General features: G+C 66.2%; 22 protein-coding genes and 1 pseudogene. 16 read left to right on the forward strand and 7 right to left on the reverse strand.

The genetic code is table 11. The annotated features are described in order from the left end of the window. Positions 1-11: 11 nt before the first annotated feature. The 11 genes and pseudogenes from secY (at position 12) to VGI12_05425 (ending at position 7,334) form a co-directional block, all read left to right on the forward strand. Complete coding sequence (gene secY / locus VGI12_05375) at positions 12-1,406, forward strand: preprotein translocase subunit SecY (GenBank protein HEY2432087.1); 1,395 nt, start codon at positions 12-14, stop codon at positions 1,404-1,406. Next, positions 1,406-2,101, forward strand: a complete 696-nt coding sequence (locus tag VGI12_05380) for an adenylate kinase (GenBank protein HEY2432088.1) — start codon at positions 1,406-1,408, stop codon at positions 2,099-2,101. Before secY ends, VGI12_05380 begins: the two co-directional genes overlap by 1 nt. Then, positions 2,098-2,865, forward strand: a complete 768-nt coding sequence (gene map / locus VGI12_05385; GenBank protein ID HEY2432089.1) for a type I methionyl aminopeptidase — start codon at positions 2,098-2,100, stop codon at positions 2,863-2,865. The genes VGI12_05380 and map overlap by 4 nt, the downstream gene beginning before the upstream one ends. A gap of 25 nt (positions 2,866-2,890) precedes the next feature. Then, complete coding sequence (locus VGI12_05390) at positions 2,891-3,088, forward strand: translation initiation factor IF-1 (protein ID HEY2432090.1); 198 nt, start codon at positions 2,891-2,893, stop codon at positions 3,086-3,088. A gap of 36 nt (positions 3,089-3,124) precedes the next feature. Continuing rightward, positions 3,125-3,238, forward strand: a complete 114-nt coding sequence (rpmJ, locus tag VGI12_05395; protein HEY2432091.1) for a 50S ribosomal protein L36 — start codon at positions 3,125-3,127, stop codon at positions 3,236-3,238. A gap of 38 nt (positions 3,239-3,276) precedes the next feature. Next, entirely contained in the window at positions 3,277-3,651 is a 375-nt protein-coding gene (gene rpsM / locus VGI12_05400) for a 30S ribosomal protein S13 (protein ID HEY2432092.1), read from the forward strand. Between the two features lie 51 nt (positions 3,652-3,702). Next, positions 3,703-4,158, forward strand: coding sequence for a 30S ribosomal protein S11 (gene rpsK / locus VGI12_05405; protein HEY2432093.1), 456 nt, complete (start codon positions 3,703-3,705; stop codon positions 4,156-4,158). A 121-nt stretch (positions 4,159-4,279) separates the two neighbouring features. Continuing rightward, complete coding sequence (gene rpsD, locus VGI12_05410; GenBank protein ID HEY2432094.1) at positions 4,280-4,909, forward strand: 30S ribosomal protein S4; 630 nt, start codon at positions 4,280-4,282, stop codon at positions 4,907-4,909. Positions 4,910-5,063: 154 nt separating this feature from the next. After that, positions 5,064-6,047 carry a DNA-directed RNA polymerase subunit alpha gene (locus VGI12_05415; protein ID HEY2432095.1) on the forward strand — a complete coding sequence of 328 codons (984 nt, stop codon included), beginning with the start codon at positions 5,064-5,066 and terminating at the stop codon, positions 6,045-6,047. 1 nt (position 6,048) lies between these two features. Next, positions 6,049-6,423 (forward strand): annotated as a pseudogene (rplQ, locus tag VGI12_05420) (50S ribosomal protein L17). Between the two features lie 443 nt (positions 6,424-6,866). Then, a complete protein-coding gene (locus tag VGI12_05425; GenBank protein ID HEY2432096.1) occupies positions 6,867-7,334 on the forward strand; it encodes a hypothetical protein in 468 nt (155 codons plus the stop codon). On the opposite strand, the gene VGI12_05430 is transcribed toward VGI12_05425, so the two are convergent. Continuing rightward, the gene (locus VGI12_05430; protein HEY2432097.1) at positions 7,297-7,776 is read right to left on the reverse strand and encodes a GNAT family N-acetyltransferase; all 480 of its coding nucleotides are present in this window, start codon (positions 7,774-7,776) and stop codon (positions 7,297-7,299) included. The genes VGI12_05425 and VGI12_05430 overlap by 38 nt on opposite strands. 150 nt (positions 7,777-7,926) lie before the next feature. After that, a complete protein-coding gene (gene fusA, locus VGI12_05435; protein ID HEY2432098.1) occupies positions 7,927-10,020 on the reverse strand; it encodes an elongation factor G in 2,094 nt (697 codons plus the stop codon). 149 nt (positions 10,021-10,169) lie between these two features. On the opposite strand from fusA, the gene VGI12_05440 reads away from it, so the two are divergent. Beyond that, the gene (locus tag VGI12_05440; GenBank protein ID HEY2432099.1) at positions 10,170-11,294 is read left to right on the forward strand and encodes a glycoside hydrolase family 172 protein; all 1,125 of its coding nucleotides are present in this window, start codon (positions 10,170-10,172) and stop codon (positions 11,292-11,294) included. A 78-nt stretch (positions 11,295-11,372) separates the two neighbouring features. Here VGI12_05440 and VGI12_05445 read toward each other — a convergent pair whose 3' ends face one another. The 5 genes from VGI12_05445 to VGI12_05465 all read right to left on the reverse strand — a co-directional run bounded on the left by VGI12_05445 (position 11,373) and on the right by VGI12_05465 (position 18,499). Further along, positions 11,373-13,703: a glycoside hydrolase family 3 N-terminal domain-containing protein gene (locus tag VGI12_05445; GenBank protein ID HEY2432100.1), complete on the reverse strand. Its 2,331-nt coding sequence runs from the start codon at positions 13,701-13,703 to the stop codon at positions 11,373-11,375. A 153-nt stretch (positions 13,704-13,856) separates the two neighbouring features. After that, a complete protein-coding gene (locus VGI12_05450) occupies positions 13,857-15,161 on the reverse strand; it encodes an ABC transporter permease (protein ID HEY2432101.1) in 1,305 nt (434 codons plus the stop codon). Positions 15,162-15,188: 27 nt separating this feature from the next. Further along, the gene (locus VGI12_05455; GenBank protein HEY2432102.1) at positions 15,189-16,415 is read right to left on the reverse strand and encodes an ABC transporter permease; all 1,227 of its coding nucleotides are present in this window, start codon (positions 16,413-16,415) and stop codon (positions 15,189-15,191) included. After that, positions 16,416-17,771 (reverse strand): efflux RND transporter periplasmic adaptor subunit, encoded by a 1,356-nt coding sequence (locus VGI12_05460; GenBank protein ID HEY2432103.1) that lies wholly within the window; start codon positions 17,769-17,771, stop codon positions 16,416-16,418. After that, positions 17,768-18,499, reverse strand: a complete 732-nt coding sequence (locus VGI12_05465) for a YIP1 family protein (protein ID HEY2432104.1) — start codon at positions 18,497-18,499, stop codon at positions 17,768-17,770. Before VGI12_05465 ends, VGI12_05460 begins: the two co-directional genes overlap by 4 nt. 160 nt (positions 18,500-18,659) lie before the next feature. Here VGI12_05465 and VGI12_05470 point away from each other — a divergent pair, with 160 nt between their 5' ends. From VGI12_05470 to VGI12_05485, 4 genes are all read left to right on the forward strand, one after another. After that, positions 18,660-19,481: a hypothetical protein gene (locus VGI12_05470; GenBank protein HEY2432105.1), complete on the forward strand. Its 822-nt coding sequence runs from the start codon at positions 18,660-18,662 to the stop codon at positions 19,479-19,481. Between the two features lie 69 nt (positions 19,482-19,550). Further along, positions 19,551-21,359, forward strand: coding sequence for a type IV-A pilus assembly ATPase PilB (pilB, locus tag VGI12_05475; protein HEY2432106.1), 1,809 nt, complete (start codon positions 19,551-19,553; stop codon positions 21,357-21,359). A gap of 39 nt (positions 21,360-21,398) precedes the next feature. Continuing rightward, a complete protein-coding gene (locus tag VGI12_05480; protein ID HEY2432107.1) occupies positions 21,399-22,535 on the forward strand; it encodes a type IV pilus twitching motility protein PilT in 1,137 nt (378 codons plus the stop codon). A 36-nt stretch (positions 22,536-22,571) separates the two neighbouring features. Next, positions 22,572-23,786 (forward strand): type II secretion system F family protein, encoded by a 1,215-nt coding sequence (locus tag VGI12_05485; protein HEY2432108.1) that lies wholly within the window; start codon positions 22,572-22,574, stop codon positions 23,784-23,786. Positions 23,787-23,811: the final 25 nt, after the last annotated feature.

A 23,811-nucleotide genomic window follows, 5' to 3' on the forward strand; every position in this document is an offset into this window, starting at 1 on the left:
GCGGAGCTCATATGCTCGCTGATTCGCTCAAGAACATCTTCGCGGTCTCAGATCTGCGCAAGCGGATGCTGTTCACCCTCGGTCTGCTCGCGGTGTATCGCGTCGGCGGCCACATCCCGACTCCAGGGGTGAACTCCGAGGCGCTGACGCTGCTCGCCGACCAGGCGAAGAATTCGATGTTCGGCCTCTACGACATGTTCTCCGGCAAGAACCTGTCGCAGATGACGATCTTCGCGCTGGGCATCATGCCCTACATCAGCGCGTCGATCATCCTGCAGCTGCTGACGGTCGTCTGGCCCTATCTCGAGCGTCTCTCGAAGGAAGGGGAGCTGGGGCGCCGAAAGATCACGCAGTACACCCGCTACGGCACGATCGTCCTGAGCGTCGTGCAGTCGCTCGGCATCGCGCTCTATCTCGAGCACCAGACGAACGTCGCCGGCGGACTGCCGCTCGTCTACAACCCGGGCTGGTTCTTCCGGTTCATGACCGTGCTGACGCTGACGACCGGCACCGGGTTCATCATGTGGCTGGGCGAACAGATCACCGAGCGCGGTATCGGCAACGGCATGTCGCTCATCATCTACGCCGGCATCGTCGTCAACTTCCCGCACGCGGTGCTGGCGACGGTCGAGCAGATGCGGCTCGGACAGATTGGCCTGATCCGGCTGCTGATCCTAGTGGTGATGATGGTGCTGGTGGTGGCGGCGATCATCTTCGTCGAGCGCGGCCACCGGCGCGTTACCGTGCAGTACGCCAAACGGGTCGTCGGTCGGCGGATGTACGGCGGGTCCAGCACCCACATCCCGTTGAAGGTCAACACCGGCGGGGTCATTCCGGTCATCTTCGCCTCGTCGATCCTGGCCTTTCCGCTGGTGATCAAGGGCATGGCGGCGCCCGGCTCGTTTCTGCAGCGCGCCGTCGACCAGATCGACTACGGCATGCCGCTGCACAACCTGCTGTATCTGGCCGGGATCATTTTCTTCTGCTATTTCTACACGGCGATCATCTTCAACCCCGATGACGTCGCCGAGAACATGCGGAAGTACGGCGGCTTCATTCCGGGGATCCGCCCAGGCAAGCGGACGGCCGAGTACATCGACACGATCCTGACGCGGATCACGCTGGTCGGGGCGGTCTACCTGGCGATCGTCGCGCTGCTGCCGCAGTTCCTGATCAGCGGCCTCAAGGTGGCGCCGATTCCGTTCATCGGTCCGGCGCTCGACGCCTACCTGCCGACGTTCATCACGCAGGGCATGAACGTGCAGTTCTTCTTCGGCGGCACGTCGCTGTTGATCATCGTCGGCGTGGCGATGGACACCGTGCAGCAGATCGAGTCGCAGCTGATCATGCGCCACTACGACGGCTTCATGAAGAAGTCGCGCATCCGTGGACGGCGGGGGCAGTAGTGATCCAGCCGCGCGGGAGCGCGCTGAACGTGGTGATGCTCGGCCCGCCCGGGGCCGGGAAGGGCACCCAGTCGGAACGTTTCGCGCGGACGCACGGGCTGCCGAAAGTGTCGACGGGCGACATCCTGCGCGAGGCGGTGCACGCGCACACGCCGCTCGGCTGCGCGGCGCGCGAGACGATGGATCGCGGCGAGCTGGTCGGCGACGAGGTGGTGAACGGGATCGTCGGCGAGCGGCTGCACCGGACCGACACCGAACGCGGATTCGTGCTCGACGGCTTTCCGCGCACGGTGCCGCAGGCCGAGGCGCTCGACCGGATGGTGGAGGGACGCGGGCCGCTGGTGGTCGTCGACATCGTGGTGCCTGAAGAGGTGCTGCTGCGGCGCCTGGCGGCGCGGCGGATCTGCGGCGAGTGCGGTGTCAACGCGCTCATCGAGTGGACGACGGCGTGCGGCAAGTGCGGCGGGCCGCTGGTCCACCGGACCGACGACGAAGGGGGTGTGGTGAGCGAGCGGTTGCGAGTCTACCACCGTCAGACGGCGCCGATCGTCGACTTCTACAGCGGGCGGCCGACGTTCCGGCGCATCGACGGCAACCTGCCGCCCGACGTCGTGACGGTCGCGATGGCGGCGGCGATCCGCGAGGCGTCGATGGCGCCGGCGCCGGTCAAGATCACGCCGGGAGCGGCGCTGTGATCGTCTGCAAATCGCCGGCGGAGATCGAGAAGATGCGCGCCGCCAGCCAGCTGGTCGCGGAGGTCCTCGAACAACTCGCGGCGATGGTCGAGCCGGGCATCTCGACGGCGGACCTCGACGCGGCGGCGGAGCAGAAAGTACGGGCGGCCGGGGCCGAGCCCGCGTTCAAGGGCTACCGCGGATATCCCGCGACGCTGTGCGCGTCGGCGAACGAGCAGGTGATCCACGGGATCCCGAACCGGGCGCCGCTCAAGGCGGGCGATATCATTTCGCTCGACATGGGAGTGAAGCTCGGAGGCTACTTCGGCGATTCGGCGATCACGGTGCCGGTCGGCGCGGTGGGCGACGAGGTCAGCGCGCTGCTGCAGGTGACCCGGCAGGCGCTGGAGAAGGGGATTGCGCAGGTGCGCGTCGGCGGCCGGATCAGCGACATCGGGCACGCGATTCAAAGCCACGTGGAAGCGCACGGCTTTTCGGTGGTGCGCGAGTTCGTCGGGCACGGCATCGGCGCGTCGCTGCACGAGGAGCCGCAGATCGCCAATTACGGTGAGCCTGGCCGCGGGGTGCGGCTCGCCGAGGGAATGACGCTGGCGATCGAGCCGATGGTGAACATGGGCAAGGCCGCGGTCAAGGTGCTGCCGGACGGCTGGACCGCGGTGACCCGGGACGGCAGTCTGTCGGCCCACTTCGAGCACACGGTCGCCGTGGGCAAGAACGGGCCGGATATTCTGACGGCGCGGCAGCCGGTCGGCCGGACCCCGTAGCCGGGTCCCTGGACCCGGCGCGACGATGACGGTAGTCGGGATCGTTCGGGAAAGCCTGCCCTATGGGCAGTATCGGGTGGAGATCGAGGGTCCGCGGCAGATCACGGCGCATACGCCGAGCGGGCCGGGGAAGAATTACATCCGCGTGCTGGTCGGCGATCGGGTTCGCCTGGAGCTGAGCCCGCGCGACGTAACGCGTGGCAGGATTGTCGAGAAGCTGTAAGCCAGGGTCGTCGGACCTGGCGGCAAGGATTGCGAAATGAAGGTACGAGCGTCGGTCAAGAGAATCTGCGACAAGTGCAAGGTCGTTCGCCGCCGCGGCGTGGTGCGGGTGATCTGCTCGAACCAGAAGCACAAGCAGCGTCAGGGATAACGGCAGACTGCCAAACTGGTAACTGGAGACGGTGTTTTATGGCTCGCATTGCTGGAGTGGATCTGCCGCGGACCAAGCGGATCGAAGTCGGTCTGACGTATATCTACGGGATCGGGCGCAAGCGCTCGAATGACATCCTGACCGCGTCAGGGGTCAGCCCCGACGTGCGCATCAAGGATCTGTCGGAAGACGACGTTCGCAAGATCAGCCGGGTCATCGAGGAACAAGGCGGGGTCGAAGGGGACCTGCGCAAGGAAATCTCGATGAACATCAAGCGGCTGATGGAAATCGGCAGCTGGCGTGGCATGCGGCACCGCCGCAACCTGCCGGTGCGCGGGCAGCGCACGAAGACGAACGCGCGCACGCGGAAGGGCCCGCGCAAGGGCGCCATCGCCAAGAAGAAGACGGTGTAAGAGCCCGCTGGCAGTCGGAAGCTGGTAGCTGGTAGCTGGAAAACGATATTTATGGCCAAACAAGAAGCAGCCGATCCGAACGTTCCCGCCGAAGGCGGCGGCAAGAAGGCCGCCGGGCGTCCGAAGAAGAAGACGTTCAAGAAGCGCGGCGAGAAGCGCATCATCCATCACGGACTGGTGCACATTCACGCGTCGTTCAACAACACGACGATCACCATCACCGATCCCGAGGGGAACGTGGTGGCGTGGTCGAGCGCGGGCGGCATCGGCTTCAAGGGTTCGCGGAAGGGCACGCCGTTCGCGGCCACCCAGGCGGCGATTGCCGCGGGCAACGCCGCGAAGGCCTTCGGCATGCGCTCGCTGGAAGTGCGTGTCAAGGGCCCGGGCGCCGGACGCGAATCGGCGATCCGCGCGCTGCAGACGATTGGCCTCGACGTGAAGTCGATCCGGGATGTCACGCCGATTCCGCACAACGGATGCCGGCCGCCCAAGCGGCGGCGTGTCTGACCTCGGGCTGACAGTTCGCGGGGGCCGGTCAGCAGCTGGAATGAGTCCAGGCGGCTGATCCGAGTGGCAACGGCGACTGCAGACTGCGAACTGGTAACTGGTAGCGACAGGAACAAACAGAATGGCACGTTACATCGGAGCGGTTTGCCGGCTGTGCCGGCGCGAAGGCATGAAGCTCTTCCTCAAGGGAGAGCGCTGCTACACGGAGAAGTGCGCGATCGAAAAGCGCAACCTGCCGCCGGGGCAGCACGGCAAGCTGCGCAAGGCGAAGCTGGTCGGCTACGGGCTGCAGCTGCGCGAGAAACAGAAGGTGAAGCGCATCTACGGGGTGCTCGAGAACCAGTTCCGGCGCTACTTCGAGACGGCGGAGCGGACGCGCGGTATCACCGGCGAGACGCTGCTGCAGCTGCTCGAGCGGCGCATGGACAACGTGATCTACCGCCTCGGCCTCGCGACGTCGCGGGCGCAGGCGCGGCAACTGGTGCGCCACGGGCACTTCACCGTCAATGGCAAGAAGGTCGACATCCCGTCGTACTCCGTCAAGGCCGGCGACGTGATCGGCCTGCAGGGACGCAGCGCGGAGAACCCGACCATCCAGCACGCGATGGAAGAGGTCAAGGGACGCGGCATCCCCGAGTGGCTGTCGTTCGACGCCGGCACGATGAGCGGCCGGATCGCCTCGCTGCCGACGCGCGAGCAGATCAACCTGCCGGTGCAGGAACAGCTGATCGTCGAGTTGTACAGCAAGTAATCAGTGGCAGTCTTCAGTCGGCAGTGCAACCACTGCCGACTGATCAGCGCCCTTGCCCGCAGCCGTTCCGGATCTGTGGTGGGAGGCAGGGGCTGACGACAGATCCGGCGGCCGTTCAACATCGGACGGCCGAATACATGAAGGTAAGGTCACCATGCTCTGGAAAGGTTTTCAGCGTCCGAAGCGGCTCGAGTTCGAGCGCGAGACTCTGACGGACAGATTCGGCCGGTTCTACGCGCAGCCGTTCGAGCGCGGTTTCGGCACGACGGTCGGCAACGCGCTGCGCCGCGTGCTGCTCTCGTCGATCGAAGGGGCTGCCGTCACTGCGGTGAAGATTGACGGGGTGCTGCACGAGTTCTCGCCGATCCCAGGCGTGGTCGAGGACGCGACCGACATCATCCTCAATCTCAAGCAGATCCCGCTGAAGCTGCACACCGACACCACCAAGACGCTCTATCTGCGCGTCGACAAGGCCGGTGAGGTGCGCGCCCGCGACATCGAGGCCGACGGCGACATCGAGATCCTCGAGCCAGACGCGCATATCGCGACGGTGGCGGATCACGGCAAGCTGCACATGGAGCTGCGCGTCAAGCGCGGCCGCGGCTACGTCTCGGCCGACAAGAACTTCGACGAGGATCTCGGGATCGGGTGGATTCCGGTCGACTCGGTTCATTCGCCGATCAAGAAGGTCAATTACCTGGTCGAGGCCGCCCGCATCGGCCAGAACACCGACTACGACAAGCTGACCGTCGACGTCTGGACCAACGGCTCGGTGACGCCGCGCGACGCCGTGTCGCTCTCGGCCAAGCTGATCCGCGACCACCTGAACATCTTCATCAATCTCGAGGATGCGGCCGAGTTGTCGGAGACGGGCGGCAGCGAAACGTCATCGGCCACCTCGAACGAGAACCTCGACAAGAGCGTCGAGGAGCTCGAGCTGTCGGTCCGCTCCTATAACTGCCTCAAGAACGCGAACATCCGCACGATCCGCGAGCTGGTCCAGAAGACGGAAGGCGAGATGCTCAAGACCAAGAACTTCGGCCGCAAGTCGCTCAACGAGATCAAGGAGATCCTGGCGACGATGGGGCTGAGCCTCGGCCTGCGCCTGGATCAGCCGGCGGCCGCCTCGCAGGAATAACATGCGACACAGAGTTGGACATCGGAAACTCGGCCGCGTCACCGAGCATCGCATTGCGATGCTGCGCAGCCAGGCGGAGCGGCTGATCCGCTACGAGCACATCCAGACGACGGTGCCGAAGGCGAAGGAACTCAGGCCGTTCGTCGAACGGCTGATCTCCATCGCCAAGCGCGGCCTCGCGGCCGGTGAGGCCAACGGCAAGACCCTGCACGCGCGCCGGCTCGTCCTCCGGGACATCCAGGATCGCGACGTCGTGGCCAAGCTGTTCGACACGATCGCGCCGCGGTTCGAGGCGCGGCCGGGGGGCTATACGCGCATCCTGCGCCTCGGCTACCGCCGCGGCGACAGCGCGGAAGTGGCGCAGATCGAGCTCGTCGGCAGCGAATTCAACCCCAACGCGGAGACCGAGAAGGCCGGCGCCGCCGAGGAGAAGAAGCCGAAGGGCGTCGGCGGCCGGCTGCGTGCGGCGGCAGATCGCCTGCGCGGCAAGAAAGCCGAAGGCGGCGAAGGGGACGAAGGCGGCGAAGGAACGACGGCCAAGAAGGCGAAGGCTCCTCGTCCCGAGCGCGGCAAGGGCGGCAGGGCCGACACCCGCGGCAAGGGCGCCAAGACCACCGCGCCGCGGAAGGCGGGCGGTTCGTAACTGCCGGCTGCCGGTTGCCGTTGGCGATTGCCGATTCACGGACGGGCGATCGCTGAGGGGCGATTGGATTGTTCGATTGATCATTGAGGCCGGTTGCGCGTCGCGCGGCCGGCCTTTTCTTGTCCCGTTCCGCAACTTTCCGCGCGCTCCAGGGTTTGTCTCCCGGAGAGTTGCCCATGGCAGAAGAGACGCGGCGAGCGGCCCCCCGGGTTATTGCGGCGATACTGGTCTTCGGATCGGTGGTCGGCCTGATCGGCAACTGGCGTCTGGCCGCGAGCGCGTGGCGTCTCGGTCAGGCGGCGACCTACACGACCGCGGCGCTGTCGCTGCCGCTCTTCGCCTGGGCAGCTATTCAGTTGTGGCGCGGCCGGCCGAACGGCCGGTCCTGGGTGACGCGCCTGCTGGCATTCCAGATTCCCATCGCCGGCGCCGGGCGCGTGAGCTACGAGTTTTCGATGGGCACGAGCGCGCGGCTGCTGGCCGGCGACGCCGTGCGCCGATTCGGCTTCGACATCGGATCGTCGTTCAATCTGCTGTCACCGGCCGCGCATGGCTGGATCGCCGGCGTCAACATCGTCGCGCTGGGCTTCTGGGCCTATCTGGTGTTCACCCGTCCCGGCCGTCTTCGAAACGCAGCTCCATGAAGGCGGTGCCGGCGATCGGGTTGTAGCGGTACGGCTCGGTTTCGCGAAACCCAAGCGATCGATAGAGGGCCAGCGCGCCGTGCATCGACGGCAGCGTGTCGAGCAGCATGCGGCGGTAGCCGATACGCCGGCCCTCGTCGATCAGCGCCGCCGCGATCGCGCGGCCGATCCCGCGGCACTGCGCGGCCGGCCGCACGTAGAGCCGCTTCATCTCACACGCATCGTCGGAGAGCCCGCGCAAAGCGCCGCAGCCGAGATCGTCGCCGTCCCCGCGCGCCAGCAGCATGAGGCCGTGCGGCGGCCCGTACTCTCGCGCGAGATGGGTGATCTCGTCGTCGAAATGCTGGAACTCGAGCGAGACGCCGAGCGAGGCGGCATACTCGCGGATCAGCAGTTCCGCAGCGGCCCACGCATCGTGTGAGGCGGCACGCTCGATCGTCATGCCCGCAGCCTCCCACGGATCGCCGCGGTCCCGGCAGGCCAATCGCCCTCCGGTCCGGCTCTCAGCACCTCCCATTCGTCATTCGTCGTTCAGCATTCGCCATTCGTCATTGACGGAATGCCGAAGCCAGCACAGCCCGGGGGCTCGAGATCAGGCTTCTTCCGGCAGCTCCGCGCCGCGCTCGGCCTTGCTCGCCGCGATGATCTTGGCGTGCAGGTGCGCGGGCACTTCCTCGTAGTGATTGAACTCCATGTGATACGAGCCGCGGCCGCCGGTGGCTGAGGTGAGGTGCTGTTCGTAGGTCAGCATCTCCGACATCGGCACCTTGGCGCGGATGATCGTCGAGGCGCCGCGCGTGTCCATGCCGCCGATGCGGCCGCGGCGGGAGTTGAGATCGCCCATCAAGTCGCCCGCGTAGTCCGAGGGTGCATAGACCTCTACGTTCATCACCGGCTCGAGCAGCGTCGGGCGCGCGCGGGCCATGCCGTCCTTGAAGGCGAGCGAGCCCGCCATCTTGAACGACATCTCGCTCGAGTCCACCGCGTGGAACGATCCGTCGAAGACGCTGGCGCGGAAGTCGACCATCGGGTAGCCGGCCAGGAAGCCGCGCATCCGCGAGTCCTGGATGCCCTTCTCGATTGCCGGCACGAACTGGCGCGGAATGGAGCCGCCGAAGATATCGTTGACGAACTCGAAATCGCTGCCCGCAGGCAGCGGCTCGAAGCGGACCTTGCAATCGCCGAACTGGCCGTGCCCGCCGGTCTGCTTCTTGTGCCGGCCGTGCGCTTCGACCGCTGCCCTGATCGTCTCGCGATAGGGAATGCGCGGCAGCTTGAGCATCACCTCGACGCCGAAGCGGCGCTTCAGCTTGGCCACGGTGACCTCGATATGCGACTGCCCCTGTCCCGCGAGCAGCAGTTCCTTCGTCTGCTGGTCGCGGGTGTAGCTGATCGTGGGATCCTCCTCCTGCAGCCGGTGCAGCGCCGTGCTGATCTTCTCCTCGTCGCCGCGGCTCTTCGGCTCGATCGCGTAGGAGATGACCGGCTCCGGAAACCTGATCGGCGGTACCGCTGTCGCTCCCTTCTCACCGAAGACGTCGCTCGTCTGCGTCTCCTTCAGCTTGGCGACCGCGCCGATGTCGCCGGCCCGGATCTCGGGCACGTTCGTCTGGGTCTTGCCTTGGACGACGGCGAGGTGGCCGAGACGCTCCGGGGTGTCCCTGGTGACGTTGTGCACCGTCGCGTCAGCCTTGAGCGTGCCGGAGAGGACGCGAAACAACGTGATCCGTCCGGCGAACGGGTCCGCCACGGTCTTCCACACGAACGCCGCCGTGGCGCCGCCGTCCCGCGCCGGAATCTCGATCTCGTCGCCCGTCGCCGTCTTCGCCTTCAGCGCGCGCTCGGCCGGCGAGGGCAGGCACGCGACGATCGTGTCGAGCAGCGGCTGGATGCCGACGTTCGCCGTCGCCGAGGTCAGGACGACCGGGAAAATCTTCCCCGCCGCGATACCGCGCTTGAGTCCTGCGGTCAGGTCCTCCTGCGAGAGCGTGCCGGCGTCGAAGAACTTCTCCATCAGCGAGTCATCGGCTTCGGCGACCATCTCGATCAGCGCCTCGCGCGCGGTTTCGGCGGTGCCGAGCATGTCACCGGGGATCGCGCCGTCGACCGGCTTGCCGCTCGCGTCGTTGGCGAACGTCAGCGCCTTCATCGCCACCAGATCGACGACGCCCCTGAAGTGCTTCTCCTCGCCGATCGGCAGCTGAATCGGGATCACGGTACGGCCAAACGCGGAGCGTAGCGACACCAGCGAGCGGTCGAGGCTGGCGCGCTCGCGGTCGACTCGGTTCAGCACGATCAGGCGCGGCAGCGCGAGCTCGTCCGCGGCCTCCCACACTTTCTCGGTCGAGACTTCGACGCCGGCGACGCCGTCGACGACGACCAGCGCGGCGTCGGCGACACGCAGCCCGGCCCGGGCATCGCTGAGGAAGTTCGCCATGCCTGGCGTATCGACGAAGTTGATCTTGGCTCTATTCCATTCGGCGTAGGCGACGCCGGCCGAGAGCGTGTGCTTGCGCGCGATGGCTTCTTCGTCGTAATCGGTGACGGAGGTCCCTTCGTCGACCTTGCCAAGGCGGTTGACGGCGCCGGCGTCGTAAAGGAGGGCGGATACCAGCTGCGTCTTTCCCGAACCGGAGTGGCCGACCAGCGCGACGTTGCGCAGACTGGCGGCGTCATAGACCTTCATAAGGTGTGCCCTCCGATGGGGCCGGTCCGGAGCGACCGGCCGATTGGCCATCGTATGACTGCCGCGTGACGGGATCAAGCGATCCGCTGCCAGGCAGCCCGTGGCTGGCGGGCGGCAGGTAGCGTAGAGTGTCCGTCGCGAGGTGACGCATGACGAAGCAGCGCGACCGGCGCGGATTCCTGCAGGGTGTGCTGGCGGCGGGAGGGGTGGCGGCCGGCCTTCGCGGCATGGTCGAGGCGCAGCAGACACCGGGAGACTTCGCGTTTCTCCCTGCCTACGCGCGGGCGCAGAGCTATCGCTCCCTCAAACAATCCAGCTATGACACCACCGGCGGCAACAGCGACCGCTGGCCGATCCCGGCTGGTGCGGTGCGGGAGGTGTTCGCGCAGGAGGGGCCCGGCGTCATCACCCACATCTGGTTCACGATCGCGGCGCGGAGCGGGGACCATCTCAAGGAACTGGTGCTGCGCGGCTACTGGGACGGCAGCGCCAAACCGTGCGTCGAGGTGCCGATCGGCGATTTTTTCGGCCTCAACCTCGGCAGCTACGTCCTCTTCGAGTCACGCTATCTGGCGTGCTCGCCCGGCAAGTCGCTCAACGCGTACTTCGCGATGCCGTATCGCCGCTCGGCGCGCTTCACGGTGACGAACGAAGGCACCCAGGATGTCGGCTCGTTCTACTCGAACATCGACTTCATGCGCGTGCCGCGGCTGCCGGAAGACGCCCTCTACTTCCACGCGCAATACCGGCAGGCGGCGCCGTGCGTGCCGGTGGCCGGCCCCGATCCGAAGCTCAACCCCGACGGCGCGAAGAACTACGTCTACATGGAGACCCGCGGCCGCGGCCACTTGATGGGCGTGACGCTTGGCGTGCTGCAGAACGCCAACGGCTGGTGGGGCGAGGGGGACGACATGATCTTCGTGGACGAGGGCGCCAAGCCGACGATCGTCGGGACCGGCAGCGAAGACTATTTTCTCGGCAGTTGGGACTTCGGCGGCCGCGACGGCGCGATTCCCTTCGGCCATCAGATGTACGGCGCGCCGCTCATCGTCAATGCCGAGCGCACCGGCGGCCGCTACTGCTGTTACCGCTGGCACGGCGACAACCCGGTGACCTTCGAGCGTTCGCTCAAACACACGATGGAGCACGGCCATGCCAACGATCGCGGCGACAACTTTTTCTCGTGCGCCTACTGGTATCAGACCGATCCGTTCACCGACTTTCCGCAGCTGCCGGCGGCGGCCCAGCGGCTGCCGGTCGTGCGTACGTCGTGAGGCCGCTGAAGGATCGCAGCAGGCTCAGGCCAGAGTGTACGGCTCTCGTGTGTGTCCCGCGCGCCGCGACAGGCGTGGCTATTTGACTGTCAGCGTCGCTTTGAGCGTCGTGTTCGAGCTGTCGCCGACCAGGATGTCGAAGTCACCGGGCTCGACGCGGCGCTGCATGTTCTGATCGATCAGCCAGAGCGCCTCGGGACCGATCGGCAGCGTCACGACCTTCGATTCGCCGGGTTGCAGCGACACGCGCTGGAAGGCGCGGAGCTGCTTGACCGGCCGGGTCACCGACGCGATCACGTCGTGCACGTAGAGCTGGACGACCTCGTCGCCGGCGCGTGTGCCGGTGTTGGTGACGGTCACGCTCGCGGTCGTGCGTCCGGCGGGACCGATCGTCGGGTCGGCGAGCTTCAGCCCGGTGAGCGTGAACGTCGTGTAGCTCAGTCCGAAACCGAACGGATAGAGCGGGGCGCGCGACTCGAACAGATAGTCCCGGAACGACGTCGCTTTGCGGTCGTAGTAGACCGGAAGCTGGCCGACCGTGCGCGGCACCGTGATCGGCAGCTTGCCCGCCGGGTTCACGTCGCCAAACAGGGCATCGGCGATCGCCGTCCCTCCCTCCTGCCCCTGGTACCAGACCTCGAGGATGGCCGGCACCTTTTCGGCGACCTTGGTGATCGACAGCGGTCGGCCGTTCATCAGCACGACGACCACGGGCTTGCCGGTGGCGACGAGCTGGTCGACGAGCTCCTGCTGGTTGCCGGTGAGATCCAGGGTCGCCATGTCACCGAGATGGTTGTCGGCGTAGGCCTCGCGCGACGTCGACTCGTTGGTGCCGATGACGGCGACGACGACGTCGGCGGTCCTGGCGATCTTGACGGCGTCGGCGATCCGCTGCGCGTTCTTCGCCGGGTCCCCGGCGACGATCTCGTTGCGGTCCCAGCTCGCCGGCTCCTCGGTAATCCGCGTCCCTTCCGCCGACGCGATCTCGACGCCGGCGCCGGTCTTGTCCTTGATCCCCTGCAGCACGCTGACGCCGCGGCCCGGCTGTTCGCTGTAGCCGCCGAGGTGCACGTCGATGGCGTTGGGCCCGACGACGGCGATCCGCTTGAGCTTCGAGCGATCGAGCGGCAGTGTGTGGTTGTCGTTCTTGAGCAGCACCATCGACGCCCGCGCCGCCTCCAGCGCCAGCGCCTGCGCGTCCGGCGTGTTGGTGACGCGCTCGGCTTCGTCTGGATCGGCATACGGGTGTTCGAACAGGCCCGCGAGGAACTTCAGCGTCAGCACGTGCCGCGCCGCGTCGGTGACCAGGCGTTCGTCGATGCGCCCGGCCTTCACCTCGTCGACGAGCGTCGCGTAGGCCTGTCGATCCGGCAGCTCGAGGTCGACGCCGGCCGAAATCGCCAGCTTCGCGGCCTCCGCGAGCGAGCCGACGACATGGTGCCGATTGGCGAGCTGCTCGATCGCGTTGTAGTCGGAGACGACGAAGCCCTGGAAGCCCCATTCCTGACGCAGCACGCGCTGCAGGAGGAACTGGCTCGCCGTCGAGGGAACGCCGTCGACCTCGTTGTAGGAGGGCATCACGGACATCACGTGGCCCTCCTTGATCGCGCGCTCGAACGGCCACAGCAGCTCCTCACGCAGTTCGCGTTCGGGCACTTGCGTCGGCGCGGTGTTGATGCCGCCTTCGTTGGGTCCATGGGCGGCGAAGTGTTTCGCAGTGGCGAAGACGTGTCCGGCCGTGAGCAGCGGCATCGGGCCCTGGTAGCCGCGAATCGCGGCGAGTCCCATCTCCCCGACCAGATGCGGATCTTCGCCGTAGGTCTCCTCGGTGCGCCCCCAGCGCGGGTCGCGCGCCAGGTCGATGACCGGCGACAGCACCTGCTGCGCGCCGCGCGCCCGAGCCTCGCGCGCCGCGATCGTCATCACGCGTTCGACCAGCGCGGGATCCCAGCTGCTGGCGAGCGCGATGGGAACGGGGAAGTTCGTCCCTTTCATCGCCGCCAGCCCGTGCAGCGCCTCTTCGTGGAACATCACCGGCACCTGGAGCCGGGTGTGCTCCATCACCCAGTGCTGGATGGCGTTGACGAACTCCGCGGTCTCGCGCGGGCCTCGGCGCTTGCCGCCCCGCTCGACGCCGTCGCTGACGCGGGTGACCTGGCCGATGCCGTTCTGCAGGATCGGAGCCGCTTTGCCCGGATCGAAGTTTCCGGCGGCATCCGCGAGCTGCCGCTTCTGTTGCCACACGGCAAGCGTCTGCGCGGCTTTTTCCTCGAGCGTCATCCGGCTGAGGAGATCCTCGACGCGGCGTTCGACGGGCAGTGCGGCGTCTTTGTACGGCGGCACCGACTGAGCGGACAGCGTCAGAGACGCAGCGGTAGCGAGAACGAGGACGGCGGATTGGGCGCGCATGTACGGGTGCAGCCTATCGCAGCCGGTTGCCGGTTGCCAGTTGCAACTCAGCGAAGGCCAGCGCAGGCCGCTGCGGCTTGAGCCTGGCGATGAAGCGCGGCGGGATCCGCCCTGCTGCGGGCCCGTCGAGGCTAACCGGCGATGGGCGGCCGGCTACTCGTAGCGCAGCGCCTCGATCGGATCGAGCCGCGCGGCCTTGAACGCCGGGAAGAGGCCGAAGAAGATGCCGACGCTCGCCGAGAAGCCGATGCCGATCGCGAACGACCACCACGGCAGCGAAACGGGGAAGCCCGACAACGCGTGCACCCCGAGGCCGATGGCGCTGCCGAAGACGATGCCGAGCACGCCGCCGAATGAGGTCAGGCACACCGCCTCGATCAGGAACTGCCAGAGGATCTCGCGGCGGCGGGCGCCGAGCGCCTTACGAACGCCGATCTCGCGCGTCCGTTCGGTCACCGAGATCATCATGATCGCCATGACGCCGATGCCGCCGACCATGAGCGCGATCGACGAGATGACGACCAGCGCCAGGAACGTCGCCTGGCTGATCTGGTCCCACACGGCCAGCACCGCGTCCTGCGTCGCGAGGTCGAAGTCGTTGGGCTGATCGAGCTTCAGGTTGTGTCGGATGCGGATAATCGCTTCGACTTCGCGCATCGCCTGATCGCGCTCGCCCTCCCGCGGCACCACGGCAATCATCGCCGTGCGCAGCATGCTCGGGTTGAACTGGCCGCCGGTGAACCGGGTCGAGCCGGTCAGCACCTTGCCGTAGATCTTCTCGTGGGTGGAATACGGAATGATCGCGAGATCGTCGGCCCCGCCGAGATTGCCGGGGCTCGGACGCGGCCCGAGGACGCCGATCACGGTGAACGCCTCGGAGCCGACGCGGACGATCTTGCCGATCGGATCGGTATTGGGGAAGAGCGCCTGCCACGGGCTGTTGCCGAGCAGGATGACCGGGCGGCGATGATCGATCTCCGCCTGCGAGAACATGCGCCCCGCTTCGACCTTGGCGAAGTTGACGGCCGACCAGTTCTCGGTGACCCCCATGATCGCGACCTGCCGCGTGCGTTCGTGGCCGTAGTAGATGCGCGACTGCGAGCCCCCTTGCGCGCCCAGCCAGGTGTCGACGAGCGCGACCGACGGGCATTCGCGCTCGATCGCGAGCGCGTCCTCGCGCGTCAGGTTGGGGCGTCGCCCCAGCTCGATGAAGCTCTTGCCCGACGAAAACGACAGCGCCCCCATCTTCTGCACGATGATCGTGTCTGGGCCGAGCGTGTTGATGGCGTCGCGGAACGACTGATCGAAGCCGCGGATCAGCGAGGTCATGCCGACGATCGACGTGATGCCGATGACGACACCGAGCACCGTCAGCGCGCTGCGCATCTTGTTGCCGCGCAGCGTGTCGAACGACATGACGAAGACTTCCGCGAGGAGACCGGTGCGGTCGGGTGCCATTACTCCCTCTCCATCCTTGGCGCGCCGCTACTCGCGGCGCAGGGCTTCGATCGGGTCCAGCCGCGCGGCCCGCATCGCCGGGTACATGCCGAAGAACAGCCCGACGACGGCGGTGATACCGATGCCGATGCCGACCGACCAGGCCTGCACGGATGCCGGCAGCGGCGACAGCTTGCTGATGACGATGGCGAAGATCGCGCCCAGCAGGGTGCCGATGATGCCGCCGAAGGTCGACAGCGTCACCGACTCGGTCAGGATCTGCCAGACGATGTCGCGGCGGCGCGCGCCGAGCGCCTTGCGCAGCCCGATCTCGCGCGTCCGCTCGCTGACCACCATCAGCATGATGTTCATGATGACGATGCCGCCGACCACCAGCGACAGCGCGACAACGCCGATCAGAATGGCGAAGATGCCGCTGGTCGCGGTCTTGTAGATGCCGAGGAAGGTGTCGGCGGTGAACAGGCCGAAGTTGTCGGGATCCTTGGGGCGCAGCCGGCGGTCGACGCGGAGCGCCACCGTGGCGTCGTCGATCGCCGCATTGAGGAGTTCGGGCGAGCGCGGCTTGACCATGAACTGCAGGCCGAAATTGCGCGCCCCGAACATCTCCTGGAAGATGCCGAGCGGAATGATCGCGAAGTTGTCCTGTGAGTTGCCGAACGCCGAGCCCTTCTTCTTGTGCACGCCGACGACGCGGAAGTGGTAGTTGCCGACCTTGATGACCTTGTCGAGCGGATCGATCGGTCCAAACAGCTTGTCGGCGATGTCCCAGCCGATGATCGCCACCGGTCGCATGGTGTTGATCTCGACCGGGCTGATCAGCCGCCCCTCCTCGACGTCGAACGTCGCGAAGTTGATGTAGTCGGCCGACACGCCCTGCACCTGCGCGCCGTCGACCGACTGCCCGCGGAAGACGATCGACGCGCCTGAGCTCCCCTGCGCGGCAATCGCGCCGATGTTGTCGCTGAATTTCTTGATCGCCGCCGCTTCCGTGATCTTGATGCGCGGGTTGTTACGGACGCGGTCCTCGTCCTGCTGCGTGCGGATGATCGGCATGCGCTGGATCGTGAACGTGTCGACGCCGACGCTCGTTTCGATCGTGTCGGTGACGTACTGGTTCATCCCCTGGACGAGCGACACCACGGCGATGATCGAGGTCACCGCGACGATGTTCCCGAGCACGGTCAGGAACGATCGGAGCTTGTACTCCCAGATCGCGCGCAGCGCGATGCCGGCCGATTCCGCGAAGTAAAACATCTATTTGGTCGTCGAATTCGAACCGCCGCGCGCCGCCGCCTCGACCTTCACCGGCCCGTTGTCCTTGAGCTCGCGGACCGATGAGAACGGGCCGATGATCACCTGGTCGCCGGGGCTCACGCCCGACAGCGCCTCGAAATACTTCTCGCCGGCGATGCCGGTCTTCACCGGCGTGAAGAAGGCCTTGCTGTCCTTCACCAGGAACACGCCTTCGAGCTCCTTGCGCTCCTGGCCGGGCTTCAGTTCCTGCGCCTGGACCGTGGTGCCGCCGGCCCGGCCCTTCACGTTCTTGGCGTCGTCACGGACGATGGCGCCGCTCGCCTTGTCGACGACCATCTCGCGGACGGTTGTCGCCTGGATCGGAATGCTGGTCGCGTCCTTCCGCGTCGCCGTCGTGATCTCCGCCGTGCAGGTGAAGCCCGGACGTACGTCGGGCATCGCGTCGTCAACCTTCACCTTGACCAGGAAGTTGGTCGCCTGCGACGCCGACGTCGTACCGGTGGTGCTGATCGGACTGTTGCCGATCTCGACGACGTGGCCGGTGAACGACTTGCCGTTCATCGCGTCGACGGTGATCTTCGCCTTCTGGCCGATCGTGACGTTCGGAATGTCGGTTTCGTCGACTTCCACCTGCGCCTCGATGTCGGACATGTCGGCGATGGTCAGCAGCACCGTGCCGGCGTTGTTCATCGTCCCGACGACGACGGTTTCCCCTTCCTGGATGTTGCGCTTGGTGACGATGCCGTCGATCGGCGACTCGATCCGGACCTTGCTCAAGGTGTACTTGGCGCTGTCGAGCGAGGACTGCTCCTGCTTCATGCGGATCTGCTGCGTCTCGACTTGCTTGTCGGCGGAGGCGACGTCGGACTGCCGCATGTGCAGGGTGTTCTCGGCGAGGTCGAGGTTCTCTCTCGTCGTCAGTCCGCCCTTCCACAGCTGCTGCTGGCGCGCGTAGGCGTCCTGCGCGGTCTTCAGCCCGGCCTTGGCGCTGTCAGACGCGACGCGCAGCTGCTCCATCGTCGAGCGCGCCGCCGCCAGCGACGCTTCGCCCTGGTCGACCGACATCGCCAGCAGCTTCGGATCGATCTGCATCAGGAACTGCCCCTTCGTCACGCGGTAGCCCTCGTCGACGGCGAGGTTGGTGACGCGGCCCATGGTGTCGGCGCTGATGTTGACCGAATTGTGCGGCTGGATCTTGCCCGACGCCGAGACGATCGCCTGGAGATCCCGCTTCTGCACGGCCTCGACGTTGACCGCCGTGCCGGTTTGCTGCTTGAACTTCACGTTCGCGAACACGATCGCCCCGAGGATCACGACGATCCCCACGCCGATCAGGACTTTCTTGCCGGTACTCATGCGCCTCCACGACTCTTCAAGAGCGCGATCCCCAATGCGATGACAGCGTAGACGCACAGCAGCGAGATCGCGATCGGCTGCGTGCGCCGCTTGTAGAGCACGCCCAGGCCCATGGCGAGGACGATGATCCACCAGACGAGGAAGAGATCCACCGCGCCGAGCAGATGCGACCCGAACGACTTCTCCGGGAGCATGGGCAGCAGCGCCCCCATGTTGGTCACCGTGCCGACGCGCCCGGTGAAGTAGTTCACGGTCCCGGAGAGCACCGCCGACACCGTCGAGATCACCCCCGCGTGCACGACGATCGACATCACCTGCTTGAACGACGCTTCTCCGCCGAGTGCGGCGTTGAAGACGGCGAACAGGATTCCGGTGAAAATCAGGACGATGATCGGCGAGATGACGACGATGCTGCCTCCCGTGATGTATGGCATCACGTTTTGCATCTTCTCCATCTGCGCGTATGCCTCGTCGCTCGTCTGGATACCAAATGCCTGCCGCTGCTGCACCTGCTGCTCGAGCGCTGCCTGTTTACCCGCTGGGGTCGTCAGCGGCAGGGTCTGGAAGCCCGCGATGAGCACGGTGCTCAGCGCCAGCATTGAAAACCACACAGGAGCCGGCACGAGTGACTGGTACGTGGCCCTCGGCGAAAAGAGCATGCCAACGAATCGCGCGAACAGATTCTTCGGGGCAGGCGCCAGGCCTGTGGCTGGGGCTGTGTTAGTCATGGGTGTGGATGGAAGCAAGCGATTGTACCACGCGATATACGAGGGGCTGGGACGAAAAGTTTCCGGGTGGGCCGCCAGAACTCTCACGCGATGTGAGACTTAGAGCGATAACTGCAGCCGGCGCAGACGTATGAGACAACGACGGGCTTTAACTCTGCTGATGTGCGGATTCGTCCTGGCGCTGCCGCGTCCGGCGTCCGCGCAGACCGAACCGGTCGGCGTGCGCGCAGCCGGGATGGGTGGGGCGTTCACCGCGGTCGCCGATGATGCCACGGGGGCCTACTGGAATCCAGCGGGGCTGGCTTCCGGGGCATTCGTCGGCATCACCTTCGATCTCAATACCCTCGACGGCCATACCGCGGCATTTGGCGGGCTGTCTTCGCCGCCGTTCGGCGTGAGCTATTTCCGGACGGTGACTACTGTCGAGGCGGCGACCGGCCGAAACGGCGCCGTAGGGAACCTGCCGGTCCACCACGGGGGGGTGACGCTCGACCAGTCGATTGGGGATACGGGTGTTGCGGTGGGAGCCACACTCGGTGTGGTGCATGGGAACGGCGCGACGGGTATCGGCGCGGATGCCGGGGTCATGTTCTCGGGTTCGCTGGTCAAGGTGGGCCTCGTGGTGCACAACCTTGCGGGACCGTCGCTGGGGGACGTGCGCCTGCTGCGGCAGGTCCGGGCGGGTGTGTCGCTGCACCTCCACGACGCCGTCACGCTGGCGGCTGACCTGGACTTGTCGAAGACGCCGTCGGTCGAGGGGGCCTGGCGCGAGGCGGCGCTGGGCCTGGAGGCCCATCCGGTCGCTCGCGGGTGGCTGCGAGGCGGCCTGCACTGGGACACGGCGGGATCGCTGGCCGCGCCGATCGGCACCGTTGGAGGCAGTTACGGGATTCTTGGACCGGTTCGGCTGGATGGACAGGCGAGTTTCGGGTCGTCACACGGTGATCGGGGGTGGGGTGTCGGCATCGGCGTCGTCTATTAGCTTGACAAAAATCGTCAGTGCGCTACCATAACCGTTCCCCCCAGCGCCGCTTCCAGCGAAAGTAGAAGGATGCCCGTCCGCATTGGCGAGCTGCTGCTCAAGGAGAAGCGCATCACCCCTGCGCAATTGCAGGAGGTGTTGACGTATCAGAAGACGAGCGGCGGCAAGCTCGGCTACAACCTCGTCAAGCTTGGCTTCGTCAAGGACGAGGAGATCACGGCGCTCCTCTCGAAGCAGTACGGCGTACCGTCGATCAATCTGGCGCAGTTCGAGATCGATCCCGCCATCGTCAAGCTGATCCCCGCCGAGACGGCCCACAAGTACCAAATCATGCCGCTCAGCCGGGCCGGCGCGACGCTGACGATCGCGATGACCGACCCGACCAACGTCTTCGCCATGGACGACATCAAGTTCATGACGGGGTACAACGTCGAGCCGGTGGTGGGCTCGGAGACCGCGGTCAGCGACGCGATCGCGCAGTACTACCCGACCAACGTGCCGCCGCCGCCGCGGCCGGCGCCCTCCGAAGCAAAGAAGAAGAAGGAGGTCGTGCCGCAGCAGGCGGCGAACCTCACCAACGCCGCCACCCTGGAGATGGTGACCCGCGCGCTCGAGGAGACGACCGGCGTCGAGGACGAAGACGTCGAGATGCTCGAGGAGATCGAGCAGATCGACGTCTCGACGCTCGAGCGGCAGGGGGGCGAGGCGCCGGTCATCCGCCTGGTCAACCTGATGCTGATGTCGGCGATCCAGAAGGGGGCGAGCGACATCCACATCGAGCCCTACGAAAAGGAGTTCCGGGTCCGCTTCCGCATCGACGGGCTGCTCTACAACGTCATGGCTCCGCCGATGAAGTTCCGCGATGCCATCACCTCGCGCCTCAAGATCATGGCGAAGCTCGACATCGCGGAGAAGCGGCTGCCGCAGGACGGCCGCATCAAGATCCGGTTTGGCGACGGCGAAGGCGGCACCAAGGAGATCGATTTCCGCGTCTCGATCCTGCCGACGCTCTTCGGCGAGAAGATCGTCATGCGCTTGCTCGACAAGGACAAGCTCATGCTCGACATGACCAAGCTCGGGTTCGAGCCGGCGCCGCTGCAGAAGCTCGAGACGGCGATCGGCAAGCCGTGGGGGATGGTGCTGGTCACCGGGCCGACGGGGAGCGGCAAGACCAACACGCTCTATTCCTCGATCGCCAAGATCAACACGATGGAAACCAACATCATGACCGCCGAGGACCCGGTGGAATTCAACCTGGTCGGGGTCAACCAGGTGCAGGTGCGCGAGAACATCGGCCTCAATTTCGCCGCCGCGCTGCGCTCGTTCCTGCGGCAGGACCCGAACATCATCCTGGTCGGCGAGATCCGGGACTTCGAGACGGCGGAAATCGCCGTCAAGGCGTCGCTGACCGGACATCTGGTGCTCTCGACGCTGCACACCAACGACGCGCCGAGCACGATCAGCCGTCTGATGAACATGGGCATCGAGCCGTTCCTGGTGGCGAGCTCGGTGAACCTGATCTGCGCGCAGCGCCTGGTGCGGCGCCTGTGCACCGAGTGCAAGAAGGATCACCCGCACGATCCGAAGGCGCTGGTCGAGGCCGGGTTCACGCAGGAGGAAGCCGAACGGGTCGTGCCGAAGAAGGGCAGCGGCTGCCAGCGCTGCAACAACACCGGCTACAAGGGGCGGGTCGGCCTCTACGAGGTGATGGAGATCACCGAGGATCTGCGCGAGCTGATTCTAATCGGCGCCTCGGCGCTCGAGCTGCGGCGCAAGGCGGTGGACGAAGGGATGATCACGCTGCGGCGCAGCGGGCTCATGAAGGTGATGGACGGGGTCACCACGATTGAGGAAGTGGCGCGGGAGACGGTCAAGTAGCACGCAGACACAGGCATAGGACGTAGCGAAGGAGCGATTGTGGCGACGTTGCCGGAACTCTTACAGACATTGGTCGAGAACAGCGGGTCGGACCTTCACATCACGACCGACACGCCGCCGCAGATCCGTGTGCACGGGCACATGCGGCGGCTCGACCTGCCGCCGCTGGGGCCGGCCGACACCAAGTCGCTGGCCTACAGCGTGCTCACCGACCAGCAGAAGAAGCGCTTCGAGGAGGCGCTCGAGCTCGACTTCTCGTTCGGGATCCGCGGCATCGCGCGCTTTCGCTGCAACGTCTTCAACCAGCGCGGCGCCGTCGCCGCGGTCTATCGGGTGATCCCCGAGCAGATCAAGGGCTTCAACGAGCTCGGGCTGCCTCCGGTCCTCGCCACGCTCGCCGAACGCCCGCGCGGTCTGGTCCTGGTGACCGGACCCACCGGCTCGGGCAAGTCGACGACGCTGGCGGCAATGATCGACAAGATCAACACCGAGCGCCACGAGCACATCCTGACCATCGAGGATCCGATCGAGTTCGTGCACCAGCACAAGGGCTGCCTGGTCAACCAGCGCGAGGTGCACCAGGACACGCAGGGCTTCGCCATGGCTCTGCGCGCGGCGCTGCGCGAGGACCCGGATATCGTGCTGATCGGCGAGTTGCGCGACCTCGAGACGATCGAGTCGGCGCTGCGCATCGCCGAGACGGGACACCTGACCTTCGCGACGCTGCACACCAATTCGGCGGCGCAGACGATCAACCGCATCATCGACGTGTTCCCCTCGCACCAGCAGGGACAGATCCGCACCCAGCTGTCGCTGGTGCTGGAAGGCATCGTCTGTCAGTCGCTGCTGCCGCGCGCCGACGCGAAGGGGCGGGTCGTGGCGCTCGAGATCATGGTGCCGACGCCCGCCATCCGCAACCTGGTCCGCGACGACAAGGTCCACCAGATCTACTCGGCGATGCAGACCGGACAGGAAAAGGTCGGGATGCAGACGATGAACCAGTCGCTGGTGACGCTTTACTCGAAGCGCCTGATCACGCTCGAGACGGCGATGAGCGCGTCGTCGCTGAAAGACGAGCTCGAGCAGATGATGGCGCGCGGCGCCGGCGTGGTGGCGGGGGCGGGAATGCACCGGCCCGGCGCCGGCCTGCCAAGCCGGCCGCCGTTGGCGAGGTAAATCGCGGGCTCGAGGCCCCTGGACATCGGAGAATCTATGCCGACTTTTGCCTATAACGGACGAACGCGGAGCGGACAGGCGGTCACCGGTGAACGGGTCGCCGAAACGGTCGAGGCGGCGGTCACGGCGCTGCGGCGCGAACAGATCACCGTGACGCGCATCGATCCGGCCAAGGCCGCCGCCAAGATCGAGGGGAAGGGGAAAGCCAAGGCGACCAGCGCTCCCTCCAAGAACCTCGCCATCTTCACGCGGCAGTTCTCGGTCATGATCGACGCCGGCCTGCCGCTCGTGCAGTGTCTCGACATCCTCGGCAAGCAGGAGCCGCACAAGGGGTTCTCCGACGTCATCCTGACCGTGCGATCCGACGTCGAATCGGGCGCGGCGCTGGCCGACGCGATGAAGAAGCACCCGAAGACGTTCGACGCGCTCTACTCGAACATGATCGCGGCGGGCGAGGCGGGCGGCATCCTCGACACCATTCTCAAGCGCCTGGCCGTCTACATCGAGAAGAGCGTCAAGCTGAAGGGGCAGGTCAAGTCGGCGATGATCTACCCGATCGCGGTCATCGTCATCGCCGCGGTCGTCGTCGCGGCGATCCTGTGGAAGGTCATCCCGACCTTCGCGCAGCTGTTCGCCGGCCTCGGTGCGCAGCTGCCGCTGCCGACCCGGATCGTCATCGCGATGAGCAACAACCTGATTTCGTACGGGCCGGTGATCCTGGTCGCGCTCGGGCTGGTGGGCTACGCCCTCAAGCGCTACTACGGCACGCCGTCCGGACGCCACCAGATCGACGCGATCCTGCTGAAGGCGCCGATCCTCGGGATGATCCTGCGCAAGATCGCGGTCGCCCGCTTCTGCCGCACGCTGTCGACGCTGCTGTCGTCGGGCGTGCCGATCCTCGACGGCCTCGACATCACGGCGCGCACCGCCGGCAACGCGGTCATCGAGGAGGCGATCCTCAAGACCCGGACCAGCATCGAGCGCGGCGAGACCGTGTCGGCGCCGTTGCGTGAGACCAACGTCTTCCCGTCGATGGTCGTGCAGATGATCAACGTCGGCGAGACCACCGGCGCGCTCGACACGATGCTGTCCAAGATCGCCGAGTTCTACGAGGAGGAAGTCGACACCGCGGTCGCCGGCCTGCTGACGCTGATGGAGCCGCTGATGATCGCGGTCCTCGGCGGCATCGTCGGCGGCATCGTCATCGCGATGTACATGCCGATCTTCGACCTCATCTCGAAGCTGACGTAGCGGGCGGCGGGAGTACGAGAGGCCA

The sequence above is a fragment of the Vicinamibacterales bacterium genome, assembly GCA_036496585.1.
In the GTDB taxonomy this organism is placed as follows: Bacteria; Acidobacteriota; Vicinamibacteria; order Vicinamibacterales; family 2-12-FULL-66-21; genus JAICSD01.